This window comes from Pseudomonas sp. 1928-m (genome assembly GCF_029269135.1).
Lineage (GTDB): Bacteria > Pseudomonadota > Gammaproteobacteria > Pseudomonadales > Pseudomonadaceae > Aquipseudomonas.
Window position 1 is genome coordinate 188,112 of the sequence record NZ_JARIXO010000007.1, and the last position, 15,154, is coordinate 203,265.

At 61.8% G+C, this 15,154-nt stretch carries 13 protein-coding genes; 2 read left to right on the plus strand and 11 right to left on the minus strand.

Going from position 1 to position 15,154, the window contains the following annotated elements; all coding sequences use genetic code 11:
- The first annotated feature begins 23 nt into the window (after nucleotides 1–23).
- Nucleotides 24–1,109, plus strand: a complete 1,086-nt coding sequence (locus P3C18_RS19135; protein ID WP_275963388.1) for an NAD(P)-binding domain-containing protein — start codon at nucleotides 24–26, stop codon at nucleotides 1,107–1,109.
- Between the two features lie 13 nt (nucleotides 1,110–1,122).
- Here P3C18_RS19135 and P3C18_RS19140 read toward each other — a convergent pair whose 3' ends face one another.
- The 3 genes from P3C18_RS19140 to P3C18_RS19150 form a co-directional block, all read right to left on the minus strand.
- Complete coding sequence (locus P3C18_RS19140) at nucleotides 1,123–1,518, minus strand: DUF1398 family protein (RefSeq protein WP_275963389.1); 396 nt, start codon at nucleotides 1,516–1,518, stop codon at nucleotides 1,123–1,125.
- A 24-nt stretch (nucleotides 1,519–1,542) separates the two neighbouring features.
- On the minus strand, nucleotides 1,543–2,010 hold the full coding sequence (locus P3C18_RS19145) for a MarR family transcriptional regulator (protein ID WP_275963390.1): 468 nt from the start codon (nucleotides 2,008–2,010) through the stop codon (nucleotides 1,543–1,545).
- A gap of 102 nt (nucleotides 2,011–2,112) precedes the next feature.
- Complete coding sequence (locus P3C18_RS19150) at nucleotides 2,113–2,919, minus strand: transporter substrate-binding domain-containing protein (RefSeq protein ID WP_275963391.1); 807 nt, start codon at nucleotides 2,917–2,919, stop codon at nucleotides 2,113–2,115.
- A gap of 224 nt (nucleotides 2,920–3,143) precedes the next feature.
- On the opposite strand from P3C18_RS19150, the gene P3C18_RS19155 reads away from it, so the two are divergent.
- Entirely contained in the window at nucleotides 3,144–3,488 is a 345-nt protein-coding gene (locus P3C18_RS19155) for a hypothetical protein (protein WP_275963392.1), read from the plus strand.
- A 56-nt stretch (nucleotides 3,489–3,544) separates the two neighbouring features.
- Here P3C18_RS19155 and hrpA read toward each other — a convergent pair whose 3' ends face one another.
- The 8 genes from hrpA to P3C18_RS19195 all read right to left on the minus strand — a co-directional run bounded on the left by hrpA (nucleotide 3,545) and on the right by P3C18_RS19195 (nucleotide 15,152).
- Entirely contained in the window at nucleotides 3,545–7,606 is a 4,062-nt protein-coding gene (gene hrpA, locus P3C18_RS19160) for an ATP-dependent RNA helicase HrpA (RefSeq protein WP_275963455.1), read from the minus strand.
- 135 nt (nucleotides 7,607–7,741) lie between these two features.
- Nucleotides 7,742–7,951, minus strand: coding sequence for a cold-shock protein (locus P3C18_RS19165; protein WP_275963393.1), 210 nt, complete (start codon nucleotides 7,949–7,951; stop codon nucleotides 7,742–7,744).
- Between the two features lie 235 nt (nucleotides 7,952–8,186).
- On the minus strand, nucleotides 8,187–8,375 hold the full coding sequence (locus tag P3C18_RS19170; RefSeq protein ID WP_090251538.1) for a 4-oxalocrotonate tautomerase: 189 nt from the start codon (nucleotides 8,373–8,375) through the stop codon (nucleotides 8,187–8,189).
- A 250-nt stretch (nucleotides 8,376–8,625) separates the two neighbouring features.
- Nucleotides 8,626–10,461, minus strand: coding sequence for a Gldg family protein (locus P3C18_RS19175; RefSeq protein WP_275963394.1), 1,836 nt, complete (start codon nucleotides 10,459–10,461; stop codon nucleotides 8,626–8,628).
- 8 nt (nucleotides 10,462–10,469) lie between these two features.
- Nucleotides 10,470–11,204: an ABC transporter permease subunit gene (locus P3C18_RS19180; protein ID WP_275963395.1), complete on the minus strand. Its 735-nt coding sequence runs from the start codon at nucleotides 11,202–11,204 to the stop codon at nucleotides 10,470–10,472.
- Complete coding sequence (locus P3C18_RS19185; RefSeq protein WP_275963396.1) at nucleotides 11,201–12,124, minus strand: ATP-binding cassette domain-containing protein; 924 nt, start codon at nucleotides 12,122–12,124, stop codon at nucleotides 11,201–11,203. The genes P3C18_RS19180 and P3C18_RS19185 overlap by 4 nt, the downstream gene beginning before the upstream one ends.
- A 461-nt stretch (nucleotides 12,125–12,585) precedes the next feature.
- On the minus strand, nucleotides 12,586–13,755 hold the full coding sequence (locus P3C18_RS19190; protein ID WP_275963397.1) for an iron-containing alcohol dehydrogenase: 1,170 nt from the start codon (nucleotides 13,753–13,755) through the stop codon (nucleotides 12,586–12,588).
- A gap of 8 nt (nucleotides 13,756–13,763) precedes the next feature.
- Complete coding sequence (locus tag P3C18_RS19195; protein WP_275963398.1) at nucleotides 13,764–15,152, minus strand: aldehyde dehydrogenase family protein; 1,389 nt, start codon at nucleotides 15,150–15,152, stop codon at nucleotides 13,764–13,766.
- Nucleotides 15,153–15,154: the final 2 nt, after the last annotated feature.

A 15,154-nucleotide genomic window follows, 5' to 3' on the forward strand; every position in this document is an offset into this window, starting at 1 on the left:
AATATGTGTATAGGTGCGCACTTATGAACAACATGAATCAAAGCTACGATGTCATCGTTATCGGTGCCGGTCAGGCCGGGTTGGCCAGCGGCTGGCACTTGCAGCAGCAAGGCCTGCACTTTCTGATTCTCGATGAGCAGCAGCAACCGGGTGGCAATTGGCGTCACTACTACGACAGCCTCGAACTGTTCTCGCCGGCCGCCTACTCCGCACTGCCGGGCATGCCCTTCCCCGCAGCGCCAGGCCACTACCCCACTCGCGATGAAGTGGTGCACTACCTGGCGACGTATGCCGAGCATGTTCAACTGCCCATCCGCCAAGGGATTCAGGTCACGCATATTGATCAGCACGATGGGGGCTTTCAGGTAACGGCCGCTGACGGCCAACGCTTCTTGGCAGGAGCCGTAATCGTCGCATCGGGCGCCTTTAGTCGCCCCTACCTACCCGACATCCCGGGGCTCGAACACTTCAGCGGCACTCGGCTGCACAGTGCCGATTACCGCAATGCAGAGCCTTACCATGGGCAACGCATCATCGTGATTGGCGCGGCAAACTCGGCCGTACAGATCGCTTATGACCTGGCCCAGGTGGCCAGCGTTACGCTGGCTACGCGGGAGGCGGTCCGCTTCACACCACAGCGGATACTGGGGGCCGATTTCCATAGCTGGATGAAATGGACGGGGCTGGAGAAAACCCGCTGGCTAAGCGATCAGAGCACACCGGTGCTGGATGACGGCACCTACCGAAAGGCGCTTAAAAACAGATACTTCACGCAAAAAGCTATGTTCACCCAGGTCACGGCAAGCGGCATCGTCTGGGCCGATGGCCAGCATGAAGCCGTTGATAGCCTGATATTTGCCACCGGTTATCGCCCTAACCTGCCCTTTCTCGAAGGCCTGCCAGTGCTCGACGCACGAGGCCAGGTAGCGCAGCGCGACGGGCGAGCCCTGCACGTGCCCGGCTTGTACTTTGTCGGCCTGCCCAGACAGCGCAACTTTGCCTCTGCAACCCTGCGCGGTGTGGGGCCAGATGCGCAATACATCCTGCCGCACCTGCTGCGCCATCTGCGCACCCCGGATGCCGTGCACAGCGCGGTACTGCAGCGCTGAGCGGTGCCGTCATTCAGTCGGGAAAGCGCTCGATATGCGTCTCGCCGTTGCGGCCGTAGTAGCTCACATGGCGCCCCTGCAACCAGACCATGTAGCCGATGCAGCCGGCGGCTTGCGAACGGCGCTTGAACTCCGGGTACAGCACTTCGCCCTGCTGCGCCGCACGAATCGTGGCCTGGATATCCGGGGCGGAAAATGGTCGGGAAATCCCCGCTTGTGGTGCGTCCATGTCCAGGCTGTAGGTTTGCCCATTGGGCAGGWAGTAGGTGGCGCGGCAGGCGCGGTAATCCACCCAGTAGGATTCCACGCCAGCGCTGAGCAAAGCCTCCACGACCTGACCAAAATGGATGCTGCCCTCGTTCGAGCGGCTGAAGGTTATCTGGATGATGGATTCAATCGAGTGATTCATAACGGCTCCGGGCAGGTTCAATGCTTAGTTGATCGGGACTTGTTTGAGGTTCTGCCGCAGCACGATGTCCTTCATCAGAGACATCAACTCCTCGCGCTGGGCATCGTTCAAGTGGCCAAAGAACAGCTGGTCATTCTCATCCGCCAACGCCGCGAGTTTGGGTACCAGACTATTGCCCGCGGCGGTTAGCAACAGGCGCTGCTCCCTGGCGCGGTCTTCGGCCAGCGGTCGCTCGGCCAGGCCTTTGCCTTGCAGCTTGGTCACCACCTTCGAAGCGGCCCCTTTGGTCATGCCCAGGGCGGTAATCAACTCGGCATGGGTGGTTTCTGCGCGCTCATACAAGGTGCGTAGGGCAACCCACTCGGACAGGGTGATGTCATGCTGCTCCAGCTGCTTTTCAAAGCGAGCGGATACTTGGTTGGAAACAAAACGCAGCCAGAAGCCAAGGTGGGCATCCAGCGGGCTGACAGGCAGTGGTGGTGTCTTTTTCATATTGGTTTCCCTGGAAACAACTTAATGTTAGTTTCCAGGGAAACCTGATGTCAATTGAAAAATCGTGGCCATGGGCCGCGCATACCGGGGAAGCTGCGGCGCTTACGGTTGTATATAGCGCTGCACAATCCGCGCATACCGGCCATCCACCACCAGCTCGCGCAGCGCATCGGCATAGGCCTGAACAAAGTCGGACTCAATCGACTTCTTGCTGAAGGCCACCTCTGCGGCGTCACTGGACACCACTACTGCGGTGGGCTTGATCCGCTCGTTGAGGCCCAGTTGCTGGATTTCGTAGGCACCGGTGTTTTCGTCGGCGATCACCCCATCGATCCGGCCCTTGCCGACCATGCGCCAGAGGTTGCTGCGATTGGCCACCTGCACCACCCGCGCAGCAAACGCCGGATCACCCATCAGCTGCTCATAGTCCGCGCCGTAGGCCACGTTGATCTGCGCGCCCAGGCGGAATTCACTGTGCTGCAGCTCCAGCAGTTGTGTGATGGGCCAGCGCTTCAGCGCAGGGGCATGCATAAACAGAATATTGCGCGAGGGCGGCAGCACCGGGCCGGAGAAGTGCGCATAGACCTCGCGCTCTGGCCGGCGGAAGGCGCCAGGCAGAATATCCAGACGGCCCAGCTCCAATTCCTTGAGCGCCCGCGCCCAAGGCAGTTTGCGCAGTTTGATCTGGCAGCCCAGGCGCGCCAGCGCTGCGCGGTTGATTTCAACATCGATACCGACCACCGCGCCATCTGCCGTCTGCATGCTGAACGGCGGATCATCATCCCAACGCAGCGTCTTCTCACAGGCAGCTGCCGCCAGCCCCGGCCAACAGGCCAGCAGCAACAGGGCAAGCAACAAGCGGGGGCGCAGTAAGGGCGAGCGGCGTACATCGACTGCAATCAAGATCATCACTCACGCGGGCTCGATGGGCTGTGGCCTGAGTCTAGCAGCAGAGTCCCGCGTGCCAGCAAGCCATATACCCCTATAAATACGGCGTTTGTCGTGGAACAGGCCGGGTTTGCATAGCCTGTTGCGAGATCGTGCAACGCTAATGGCGCGTCCCACGATTTGACCCCGCGGCAGTCAGCAACCATGGTTGTTAGGCCATGACCTGAATCGCGGAGAATCATCCAATGCCAACCCTACCTACCGCGCTTGCTGTTTTAACCCTGTTGCTCAGCCTGCCCGCCCATGCGGCGGACATTGATGTGGAGAACCAGTCGTCCTGGGAGATCCACGAGCTCTATTTCTCACCCAGTGACGAGGAGAACTGGGGGGAAGATCACCTCGGCGAACACGTGCTGGAGTCCGGCATGACCCTGTCGCTAACGGGCGTCACCCCAGGTGAGTGGGACATCCGCCTGGTGGATGAGGACGAAGATGTGTGCGTACTGCAGGGCGTTACGGTGAGCGCGTCGGAAACCTGGCTGATCGAAGACGATGACCTGGTGGACTGCCAGGCAGCGACCGAAGAATAGCCACGGCGAGCAGGCCGTTGAAAACGTAGGCGCGGCAGGTAGTTTTCAACAACCTGCTAGCCTTCGACCACGCTCCACTGCTTACTCAGACGCTTGTCCGATACCGGCAGTTTGGTGCCCAGCTGCTGGGCGAACAGCGACACGCGGTATTCCTCCAGCAGCCAGCGGTACAGCACCAGCTGCGGGTCACGCTTGCCTTCCTGGCTGTGTTTGCCCAGGCGCGCCTGGTACTGCTCCCAATAGCTCGCCAGCTCGCCGCTCCACACGCGGTCGCGCTGCACCTGGCCGGCGATCTTGTCCAGGCGTTGCTCAATGGCCTTGAGGTAACGCGGCACTTCCTTAAGCCACTGCGCCGGGGTTTCGCGGACGAAGCCGGGATACACCAGGTTGCTCAGCTGCAGCTTGATGTCGTTGAGCGCCATGGCCTGGGCCAGGTCGATCTTGCCCTTAAAGCGCTTCTGCAAGCCGTGCCAGAGCTTGAGAATTTCCAGGGTCAGCTTGGCCAGGCGTTCGGCCTCGCCCGTCCAGTCGCCACGCTTGCGCTCAGCCAGGGCCGCCAGACCGGCACCGTCGCGCGGCAGCGGCTCACTGCCTTCGAGGATGCAGCTGTCGAGGCTGGCCAGCAGAATATCTTCGACCAGCGCATCGACCCGGCCCATATCGCGGTACAGCAATGCCAGCTCGGTCAGCCCCGGCAGCTTGCCGCGCAGAAACTTGGCCTGCTCAGCCAACTGCTGCAAGAGCAACCGCTGCAGCGCACGGCGATGCTGAAACTCGGCTTCGGCCAAAGTCGGGAAGCGCCCTTCCTTGACCACGCCCGCCTCCTCCACCAGCGCCGGGTAAACCGTCATGGACAGGCCGGCGACCTGTTGCTGGGTTTTCGCCGCCACCTCACTAAACGCCTTGGCCTCCACCGGCTGTTGGCTCTTGGCGGTTTTCGGCAGGGCCAACCCGGCCTGGGTGGCCTCGCTAAAGCGCGCGGTCAGCTCGGCCAGATCGCGGCCCTCACCCAAGGGTTTACCCTGGTTGTCGACCACTTCGATATTCATCCGCAGATGGCCCTCCAGCTGCGCGGCAGACTCAATCCAGGCTTCCTCGCTGACCCGCGTGCCGGTCATGCGCGTCAGCTCGCGACCCAGGGCCTCGGGCAGGCTGCCGTCGGCGAAACTGATCTTGCCCAGGGCGGCGCCGACAAAATCCGGCACCGGTACAAAGTTCTTGCGCAACGCCTTGGGCAGGCCGCGCACCAGGGCCATGCACTTGGCCTCCAGCAGGCCCGGCACCAGCCATTCCAGGCGTTCCGGCGGCAGTTGCGGCAACAGCGGCGCGGGTACGCGCAGGGTCACCCCGTCACGCGGGTGATTGGGCTCGAAGTGATAAGAGAGCGGCAGGGTCAATTCGCCCAGACGCAGGCTGTCCGGGTACTGCGTAGCGGTAACTTCCTTAGCATCGCGAGCGAGCACATCCTCTTCGCGCATCAGCAATAGCTGCGGATTCTTCGCGCTTTCCGTTTTGTACCAACTGTCGAAGGTCGCGCTCTGATAGATGTTCGCCGGCAGGCGCGCCTCGTAGTAGGCGAACAGGGTTTCATCGTCGGCCAGAATGTCGCGGCGGCGTGCCTTGGCTTCCAGCTCGTCGAGCTTTTCCAGCAACTGGCGATTGGCAGTCAGGCACTTGGCGCGCGAGTTGATTTCACCACCGACCAGACCCTCGCGGATAAATAGCTCGCGGCAGACCACCGGTTCAATAGGGCCGAAATGCACCGGACGGCGGCCGACCACGATCAGGCCGTAGAGGCTGATCTGCTCGAAGGCCACCACCTGGCCGCGCTTCTTCTCCCAATGCGGCTCCAAGTGGTTTTTCTTGATCAGATGGCCGGCCAGCGGTTCGATCCAGTCCGGCTCGATCTTGGCCACCATGCGCGCAAACAGCTTGGTGGTTTCCACCAGCTCGGCGGCCATCAGCCAGCTGGGTTTCTTGCGACCGATCACCGAGGATGGGTGCACCCAGAAGCGCCGTTGACGGGCGCCGAGGTAGTCGCCGTCTTCGGTCTTCTGGCCGATCTGGCTAAGCAGGCCGGCGAGGATGGCCTTGTGCACAGCGGCGTAGCCTTTGGCGCGCTGGGCGGCTTGGTCTTTTTCGGCCAGTTCCTTTTCTTTCAGCGCGGCGGAGAGCTGTGGTTCGGCATTCCGACGGTCCCCGGCAATCGCGGGCTGGCCTGCAGATTGCTGATCGCGGCCAAGGCCGCTCCTACCCTGACCGCGACCACCTTCAGACAGCTGTAAGTCGCGGGTAATCAGCACCAGTTGGCGATGGGCGTCGCGCCACTCACGCAGACGCAGATAGTTAAGGAAGTTCTTGCGGCACCAGCTGCGCAGCGCGCTGGAACCGAGAGCCTGGCGCTGTTCCTCGAAACCGCGCCAGAGGTTGATCAACGCGGCGAAGTCGGAATCGACATCCTTCCACTGCGCATGGGCCTGGTCGGCGGCCTGCTGGCGGTCAGATGGGCGCTCGCGCACATCCTGCACCGACAGCGCACTGGCGATAATCAGGATTTCCTCAAGACTGCCCTGCTTCGCCCCTTCCAGCACCATACGACCCAGGCGCGGGTCCACCGGCAGGCGCGCCAACTGACGACCTAACGGCGTCAGCTGGCCCTCGCGGTTAACCGCCGAGAGTTCCTGCAGCAGATTGAAACCATCGCTGATGGCCTTGCCATCCGGCGGCTCGATAAAAGGGAAAGCCTCGATCTCGCCCAAGCGCAGATGGAGCATCTGCAGAATCACCGCCGCCAGGTTGGTACGGAGGATTTCCGGGTCGGTAAAGGCCGGGCGGCCGTTGAAGTCTTCCTCGCTGTAGAGACGAATGCAGATACCCGGCTCGACCCGCCCGCAACGGCCCTTGCGCTGGTTGGCGCTGGCCTGGGACACGGCCTCGATGGGCAAACGCTGCACCTTGGCGCGATAGCTGTAGCGGCTGATACGCGCCGTGCCGCTGTCGATTACATAACGAATGCCCGGCACGGTCAGCGAGGTCTCGGCAACGTTGGTGGCAAGCACGATTTTGCGCGCGCCCATGGGCGCGAAAATCTTCTGCTGCTCGGCCGGGGTCAATCGCGCATACAGCGGCAGCACTTCGGTCAGACGCAGGTTGGCCTTGCGCAGCACCTCAGCAGCGTCGCGAATCTCGCGCTCGCCAGGCAGGAACACCAGCACATCGCCGGGGCGTTTGCCTTCGGCTTTCTCGAAAGCGCTGATTTCATCCAACGTGGCAAGAATCGCCTGGTCGACGGAGAGGTCTTCCTCAACCCGGTTGCCATCTTCGTCCTGCTCGGCGGTCAGCGGCCGGTACCAGGTGTCCACCGGGAAGGTGCGGCCGGACACTTCAACAATCGGCGCGCCATCGAAATGCGCAGAGAAGCGCTGCAGGTCGATGGTTGCCGAAGTGATGATCAACTTGAGGTCGGGCCGGCGCACCAGCAGGGTTTTCAGAAAGCCCAGCAGGAAGTCGATATTCAGGCTGCGTTCGTGGGCTTCGTCGACGATGATCGTGTCGTACTTTTCCAGGTAGCGGTCGTGCTGGGTTTCGGCCAGCAGGATGCCATCGGTCATCAGCTTGATCAGACTGCGCTCGTTGCTCTGATCCTCGAAACGTACCTGATAACCGACCAGTTCGCCCAACGGTGTGCCAATTTCCTCGGCCACCCTTGTAGCCACGCTGCGCGCTGCCAAACGGCGCGGCTGGGTATGGCCGATCAAACCATGCACGCCACGACCCAGCTCCAGGCAGATTTTCGGCAACTGGGTGGTCTTACCCGAACCGGTTTCACCGGCGATCACCACCACCTGATGCTTGCTGATGGCGGCTTTGATCTCGTCGCGCTTGGCGGCAATCGGCAGCGCATCGTCGTAACGCATGGGCGGCACGCTCAACCGGCGCGCCTCAACCTTGGCCCGGGACGCCTCGAAGCGCTCCAACCATTGCGCCAGCTTGGCCTCGTCCACCGGGCTCTGTTTGCGCAACTCATGCAACTGGCGGCGTAGGCGATGACGGTCGCCCAGCAGAGTCTGGTCGAGGTTTTTCAGCAGTTGGTCAACGGCGGGCGTGGCGTCGGTCATCGGGTAATCGCGGGATGGGGTCAAGGGGAAGAGCAGGAAGGCGGCGATTGTCGCATTTTTGCCTAGGGGAAAACGACCAAAGGGCTGAAAGCAAAAAGCCCATCAGCGATGGGCTTTTTTAGAGGGGCATGGAGCCTAGAGCGCTGACACGTCGTCAGCCTGCAGGCCCTTCTGCCCCTGGGTTACCGTGTACTCGACCTTCTGCCCTTCGAGCAGGGTGCGATGGCCTTCGCCACGGATGGCGCGGAAATGCACGAATACATCCGCGCCGCTCTCGCGCTGAATAAAGCCATAGCCCTTGGAATCATTGAACCACTTGACGGTGCCTGTCTCGCGCTCAGCCATTACCTGTGTCTCCAGCGTGCAGTTTTTATTGTTTGGCGCGGCCTGCAGGCGAGTGCCCGGCCATCACCGCAGGCCGAGTATAAAACAGCGTTTATGACTGAAAAGCACTTTTTACAGAACGGTTACAGGCCATACAGGACAAGCTATGCAGCGATATTCGCGGAGAGAAAAGGCCAGCGTAGGATGGGTTAGCCGCGCAGCGGCGTAACCCATCACAAGATTGCGAACAGCCTGTTTAGTCGCGTTCAGACCACATCACACCACCGGTGGCCCAGTCGCCTTTTTTCACTTCCTCGAAGATCACATCCACCGCGCTGGCATCGCAGCCGAGCACTTTGGTCGAGGCGTCGGTCAGGGCTTTGGCGTACTCGCGTTTGATCTCATCACTGCGGCCTTCGAATATTTTGACCAGGAGGGTAGGCATCTAATTAATCCTCATAACAGGTGCAACAGGACTGGTTAGATCGGTCACGGCGATCCGCTTGGCGCAATTGCGCGCGGGCATTATGGCGCGAGTTCTGGTTTTTGGCTTGCGCCGCACGACCTGTAGGAGCGGCCTTGGCCGCGATGCTTTATGGTTTTGATCGCGGGCAAGCCCGCTCCTACAAGAGCATCACTCACCTGTGTAAAAACAAAGGGCCGCATAAAGCGGCCCTTTGCAGATACAGACGGGATCAGCCGTGACGGCGTCTGCGCCATAACCACAGCGCCAGCACGCCGAGGGTCAGCACCAATGGCACCAGGGCGATATTGAGGAACTTGAGCGTGCTGCCCAGGGCCTCGATATCGGCATTCAGCTGGTAGCGTACATCGCGCAGTTCCTTGCGGATCGCCAGCTTCTGCTGCACAAACTGCTGCACCGCGGCCTGCTGCTCAGGCGTCAGTTCCAGGGCTTTGCTCGGGTCCTCGCTCTGCTGCAGGGCGGCAAGCTTCTGCTCGGTATCAGCCAGTTGCGTTTGCAGGGCCTGTTCCTTCTCGCGGAACTTGACCTCGGCTTCACGCTGAATGGCGTCCACCACCTCGAACGGCCGAGTAAAGCGACCGCGCGAGCGCACGCTGATCAGCGCTTCGGAGCCGGCCAGGTTGTCCAGGGCGTTGATCGCAAAACCGGCGTTATCCGCCCAGGGCTGCGGGATACGCTGGCCGAAGAAGTCCTGCACCTGCACCCACATGCGGTCGGTGAGCATGTCGGTGTCGGCGACGACGATCACATTGATATTGTCAGCCTGCTTGAGGCCATCCTTCTGTCCTTCGATGCCTTCTGGGAAGGCCGACTGCGCCGGGCCGCTGATACGCGCCGCCAAGGTGTAGCGCTCGCCGGTGGGTTGCAGCTCGCGGATCAGCTCTTCCGGGTTGGCCAGCATGCCAAAGCGTTTGGCATCAAACGGCATGGCGTACTGCGAGCTGCGAATCAGCGGAGTGAACTGGGTTTTCGCGCCTTCCAAAGGCTCCAGTATGCCGGCGGTGGCCACCGTCATGGTTTCCAGCGAGGCGGTGCTGATGTCCTCGGCATCCAGGGCACGCTTGGGCAGCGTCAGCCAGGCGGCGTGGCGCACCGGGCGCTGGCCTTGGCCCATGCTCACCGACATGGCGTAGGAGCCGTCGCCCAGCACCTGATCCGGCAGCATGCGCAGGCCCCAGGCCTTGAACAGTTCCGGCAGGTCGGAGGCCTTGTCGACCACCATTTCGCCGGGCATTTCGGCCTGGGTATCGGCCTCGCTGAACGGGTCGACAAAGGTCAGCAACTTGCCGCCGCGCAGCACGAACTGGTCAATCGCGTACAGAGTCTGCTCCGGCAGCTGCTTGGGGTGGATCAGCAGCAGCACCGAGACATTCTCAGGGATCAGGTCGACATCGCGCTTGAGGCTTTCGATCTGGAACAGCTGGCGAATTTCCTCGATCAGCATCCAGGCCGGCGTCGGCTGGCGCGCGGCCATGTCGAAGCCACCGTTGACCTGCAGACCGGCGAGCACGCCGACCACCGGCCGCTCGGGCTTGGCCAGGCTCTGCACCAGACGGCTGAGCTCGTATTCGAGGAACTCTTCCTGATCCAGGGCGAAAAACGGGATCACCTGGGTCAGGCCTTCGGCATTCTTGCCGGCCAGACCGAAGTAGATCGAGTCGCCGCCCTGCTGCAGCGGAATGCCCTGCAGGCCGAATTCGGCGGCCTTGTCTTCGTCCTCGGAGAACGGCGCCGGGTCGATGATCTTCAGTTTGAGTTTGTCGCCGGCCTCGCGCTGGTAGGCCTTGAGCATTTCCTCGACGCGCTTGGCGTAGGTGCGCAGCGCCGGCAGGTCCTTGGTGGCGGTGTCGGAGTAGAAGAAGTTCAGCTCCACCGGCTCGTCCAGCTCGGCAAGAATCTGCTCGGTGCCGCTGGAGAGGGTGTAGAGCTTCTGCTCGGTCAGATCCAGGCGCACACCGCTAAAGCTGACGCTGGAGAACAGGTTGAAGGCGAGAAACGCCAGGGCAATGAGTGCAAGCCCGACGCTGGAAACCATCAGCTTTTTCATGGGCGGCCTCAGTCAGCTTTCTTCAGGTCGATAACCACCGCCGTCGCAGCCAACCAGGCGGCGATCAGGGTGAGGAAATACAGCAGGTCACGCAGGTCGATCACGCCCTTGCTGATGGCATCGAAACGGGTCAGGAAGCTCAGCGACGCCACGGCATCCACCAGCCACTGCGGCGCCCAGCCACTGAAGCCGTCGAGCACCATGGGGAAGCCACTGACGATAAACAGGAAGCACACGCTGACGGCCAGGATAAAGGCGATCACCTGGTTCTTCGCCAACGCCGACATGCACGAACCAATCGCCAGATAAGCGCCGGCCAGCAGCCAGCTGCCGATATAGCCGGTGATGATCGCGCCGTTGTCCGGCTCACCGAGGTAGTTGACGGTGATGATCATCGGGAAGGTCAGCAGCAGCGCCAAGCCAGCGAAGGCCCAGGCGGCGAGAAACTTGCCGGTAACCGCGTCGAAACGGGTGATCGGCAGGGTCATCAGCAGCTCGATGGTGCCGCTCTTGCGCTCCTCGGCCCACAGGCGCATGGCTATCGCCGGCACCAGAAACAGATACAGCCAGGGATGGAAGTTGAAGAACGGCGCCAGGTTGGCCTGACCGCTCTCGAAGAAGCCGCCGAGGTAGAAGGTGAACACCCCGGACAGCACCAGAAAGATCAGGATAAATACATAAGCCAGCGGCGTGGCGAAGTAGCTCGCCAGCTCGCGTTTGAATATCACCGACAACTGACTCATACCACCTCCCCACGGGTCAGGCTGCGGAACACTTCGTCCAGCCGACCGCGTTCGACATTCAACTCCTTGACCTTCCAACCGCGCTCGGCGATCAGCGCATTGACCTGCGGGAAGATCACCTCACCCGGCTTGGCCAGGATGCTCAGGCTGTGCTCCGGGGCGTTTTCTTCCACCCCGGCAACGCCCGGTAAGGCAGCCAGTGCGGCCTGATCCAGCGGCTCTGCAGCCACCAACGTGACCGCCTGGTGATAACGCGAACGGCTTTCCAGCTCCAGCGGCGTGCCATCGGCCAGCAGCTTGCCGTGGGCGATCACCACCGCGCGGGTGCAGACAGCCGAGACCTCTTCGAGGATGTGGGTGGAGATGATCACGATCTTGTCGTAGGCCAGGCTCTGGATCAGCTTGCGCACCTGATGCTTCTGATTCGGGTCGAGGCCATCGGTAGGCTCATCGAGGATCAGCACCTTGGGGTCATGCAGAATCGCCTGGGCCAGGCCGACGCGGCGCTTAAAACCTTTCGACAGGGTCTCAATCGACTGCTCAAGCACGGCTTCCAGCTCGACCTGAGCGACCGCCTTGGCCACCCGCTCACGCTTCGCGGCACCCTTGAAACCGCGCACCTCGGCGATAAATTCAAGGAAGCTGCGCACCGTCATATCGCCGTAGCACGGCGCGCCTTCGGGCAGATAACCGATCTGCCGCTGGGCTTTGAGGGTGTCTTTCTGGATATCGAAGCCGAGGATGCTGGCACTGCCTGAGGTTGGCGCCAGAAAGCCGGTGAGCATCTTCATGGTGGTGGATTTGCCGGCGCCATTGGGCCCGAGAAAGCCCAGCACTTCACCGGGCTGAACACTGAAGGACAGGTCGTCGACAGCAGTGTGCTGCGCAAAACGCTTGGTTAGGTTTTTTATTTCGATCATGGCCTCTCACCATTGCGGTAACAGGCCCTGCTTGCAGCCGGTACTGACGCAAGCCGGGCGCTTAAGTGCCGGCGGACTATAAGGAGTCACGCGCGGCCAGCGCAAGCGAAGAACCGGGGAGTCATGTATCTGTTCGCTACAACGCAGCGAGGCGTTGCGTGAGCAACAGCCTCCGGCTGATCTAACAGGCGAACACCGTAGGGTGGGTTAGCGGTGCCAAGCGAAAAGCCATCAGGCACCGCCATCGTGGCGCGCCGCGTAACCCACCAGGCGATATACCCGGTTGCGCCAGTGGTGGATTACGGCGCGACGGATCTTGCTGAATCATCGCTATCGACAAGCACGCGCCTAACCCACCCTACGAGAGGTCGCTTAAGCCTGTAGCCCGGATGAAATCCGGGAAAATCCATCCGCCACAAATATTCCCTGGATTGCATCCAGGCTACAGGCTGGCCAGAAGGTTAAAGTGTTCCGCACAGGGCCTTTTCGAACAGCTGACTGTATTGCGCAGCGGTAAAGGCAATCGGGTTGGTGCCGGCTGAGGGGTCGACCTCGGCCATCTGCCCGACCTGCTCGATACGTGTGTCATCAATACCGATTTCGCCCAGGCTGTGCGGAATGCCGACCTGTTCACGCAGCGCCAGCACCCACTCCAGCACGCCGCTGAAACCGGGTTTGGCCAAGTTCAGGTAGCGCGCCATTTTCTCCATCTGCGGTTCGATACGTTCGCGGTTGGCCACCAGCACATAGGGCATCAGCACCGCGTTGAGCAGGCCGTGGTGGGCGTCGTACAGCGCGCCGAGCGGATGGGCCAGGGCATGCATGGCGCCCAGGCCGCGCTGGAATGCCGTGGCGCCCATGCTGGAGGCCACCAGCATCTGCAAGCGCGCTTCAACATCGCTGCCCTGCGCCACTGCGCGCGGCAGATACTGCTGCACCAGGCGCATGCCTTCCAGGGCGATGCCTTCGGCCATGGGGTGAAATAGCGGCGAGCAGAACGCCTCCAGATTATGCGACAGCGCATCCATGCCGGTTGCAGCAGTGATCTTGGCCGGTAGGCCAAGGGTCAGTTCGGGATCAAGGATTACCAGCGCTGGCAGCATGCGCGCGTGGAAGATGATGCGTTTGATATGCGCGGCATCGTCAGTGATCACCGAGGCGCGCCCAACTTCCGAGCCGGTGCCAGCGGTAGTTGGTACCGCTACTACCGAGGCCATGCCGGCGACATTGACGCGGTTGCAGTTGTCGCCAATATCCTCGAAATCCCACAGCGGTCGGTCCTGGCCGACCATCAGGGCGATGGCCTTGCCGGCATCCAGCGCCGAGCCGCCGCCAAAGGCGATCACTCCGTCATGCTTGCCAGCCTTGAATGCAGCCACCCCATCCATCACGTTCTGCCCGGTGGGGTTGCCCTTGATGCCATGAAACAACCCGGCCTTGAGGCCATCATCACGGCAGTGCAGCAGCGTCCGGTCGATCATCGGCAAGGCGGCCAGGCCAGGGTCGGTGACCAGCAGCGGCGCGCTCATGCCCAGTTGCCGGCAAGCCGCAGGCAATTCGCTGATACGGCCCACGCCGACGCGCACCGAGCTCGGGTAATTCCAGTTCATACGGTAGTGATTCAGGTCCATGGCGCGCCTCACAGCTGAGTTTTGAAGTGGAAAGATTTCGGCCTGGTGACATGCTCGAAGCCGACGCTGGACAGGGTGCAGCCACGCCCGGAGTTCTTCACCCCGGTCCAGGCCAGCGCCGGGTCGAGGTAGTCACAGCGGTTGAGAAACACCGTACCCGCCTCCACCCGATCGGCCAGGGACATGGCGGCGTCGACATCACGGCTGAAAATCGCGGCGGTCAGGCCGAACTCGCTGTCGTTCATCAGCGCCAAGGCTTCCTCATCATCCTTGACCTTCTGGATGCCCACCACTGGGCCGAAGGATTCCTCGGTCATCACGCGCATGCTGTGGTGCACATTGGTCAGCACCTGCGGCGCTAGATACTGCGAGCCGGGGTGGTCCATGGCAAAGTCAGCGGGCACCAGATGGGCGGTGGCGCCCTGCTCGATGGCATCGTGAATCTGCCCACGGACGAAGTCCGCCGCCTCGGCACGCACCAGTGGGCCTAACGTGGTATCCGGGTCGTCGGAGCGGCCGAGCTTGTACTGTTTGACCAGCGCCACCGCCTGTTCGACGAAGGCCTCATACAGCGATTCATGCACATAGATGCGCTCGATGCCGCAGCAGGATTGCCCGGAGTTGAAGAACGCCCCATCGATTGTGGTTTCCACAGCATGGGCCAGGTCGGCATCAGCCCGTACATAGGCCGGGTCCTTACCGCCCAGCTCCAGGCCGATGCTAAGAAAGCGCCCCACCGCCACCCGCTCAACCATGGTGCCGCCGGGCACTGAACCGGTGAAGGCGACATGGGCGATGGTCGGCGCCTGGATCAGCGCTTCGGTTTCGCCGTGGCTCAGGTGCAGGTACTGGAATACCCCGTCGGGCAAGCCGGCTTCGTTGAAGGCTTCGACCATGCGCTCGGCGCACAGCGGGGTTTGCGCCGAGTGTTTTAGCAGCACCGCATTGCCGGCCAGCAGCGCCGGCATCACCGCGTTTACCGCCGTCAGGTAGGGGTAATTCCACGGTGCGATCACCAGCGCCACGCCCAGCGGCTCACGGCGGATAAAGCGAATAAACCCGGGTTTCTCCGGCACCTGGATATCCGCCAGGGCCTGCTCGGCGATATCCGCCATATAGCTGGCGCGCTCGACAAAGCCGCGCACTTCACCTGCGGCATAGCGGATCGGCCGGCCCATCATCCAGCACAGCTCTTCAGCCAGCTGGGTTTCCTTGGCGGCGAAGGCGGCAATCGCCTTGCGGCCAATGGCGATGCGTTCGGCCAGCGGGGTGTTCTTCCAGGCCTGCTGCGCCAGCTCGGCCTTGACCAGCGCCACCTGAATTTCCGGATTGGAGGCCAGATGGCGCTCGACATACACCGAGCCATCGATGGGGGAAATGCATTGCAGTTTGCTCATTG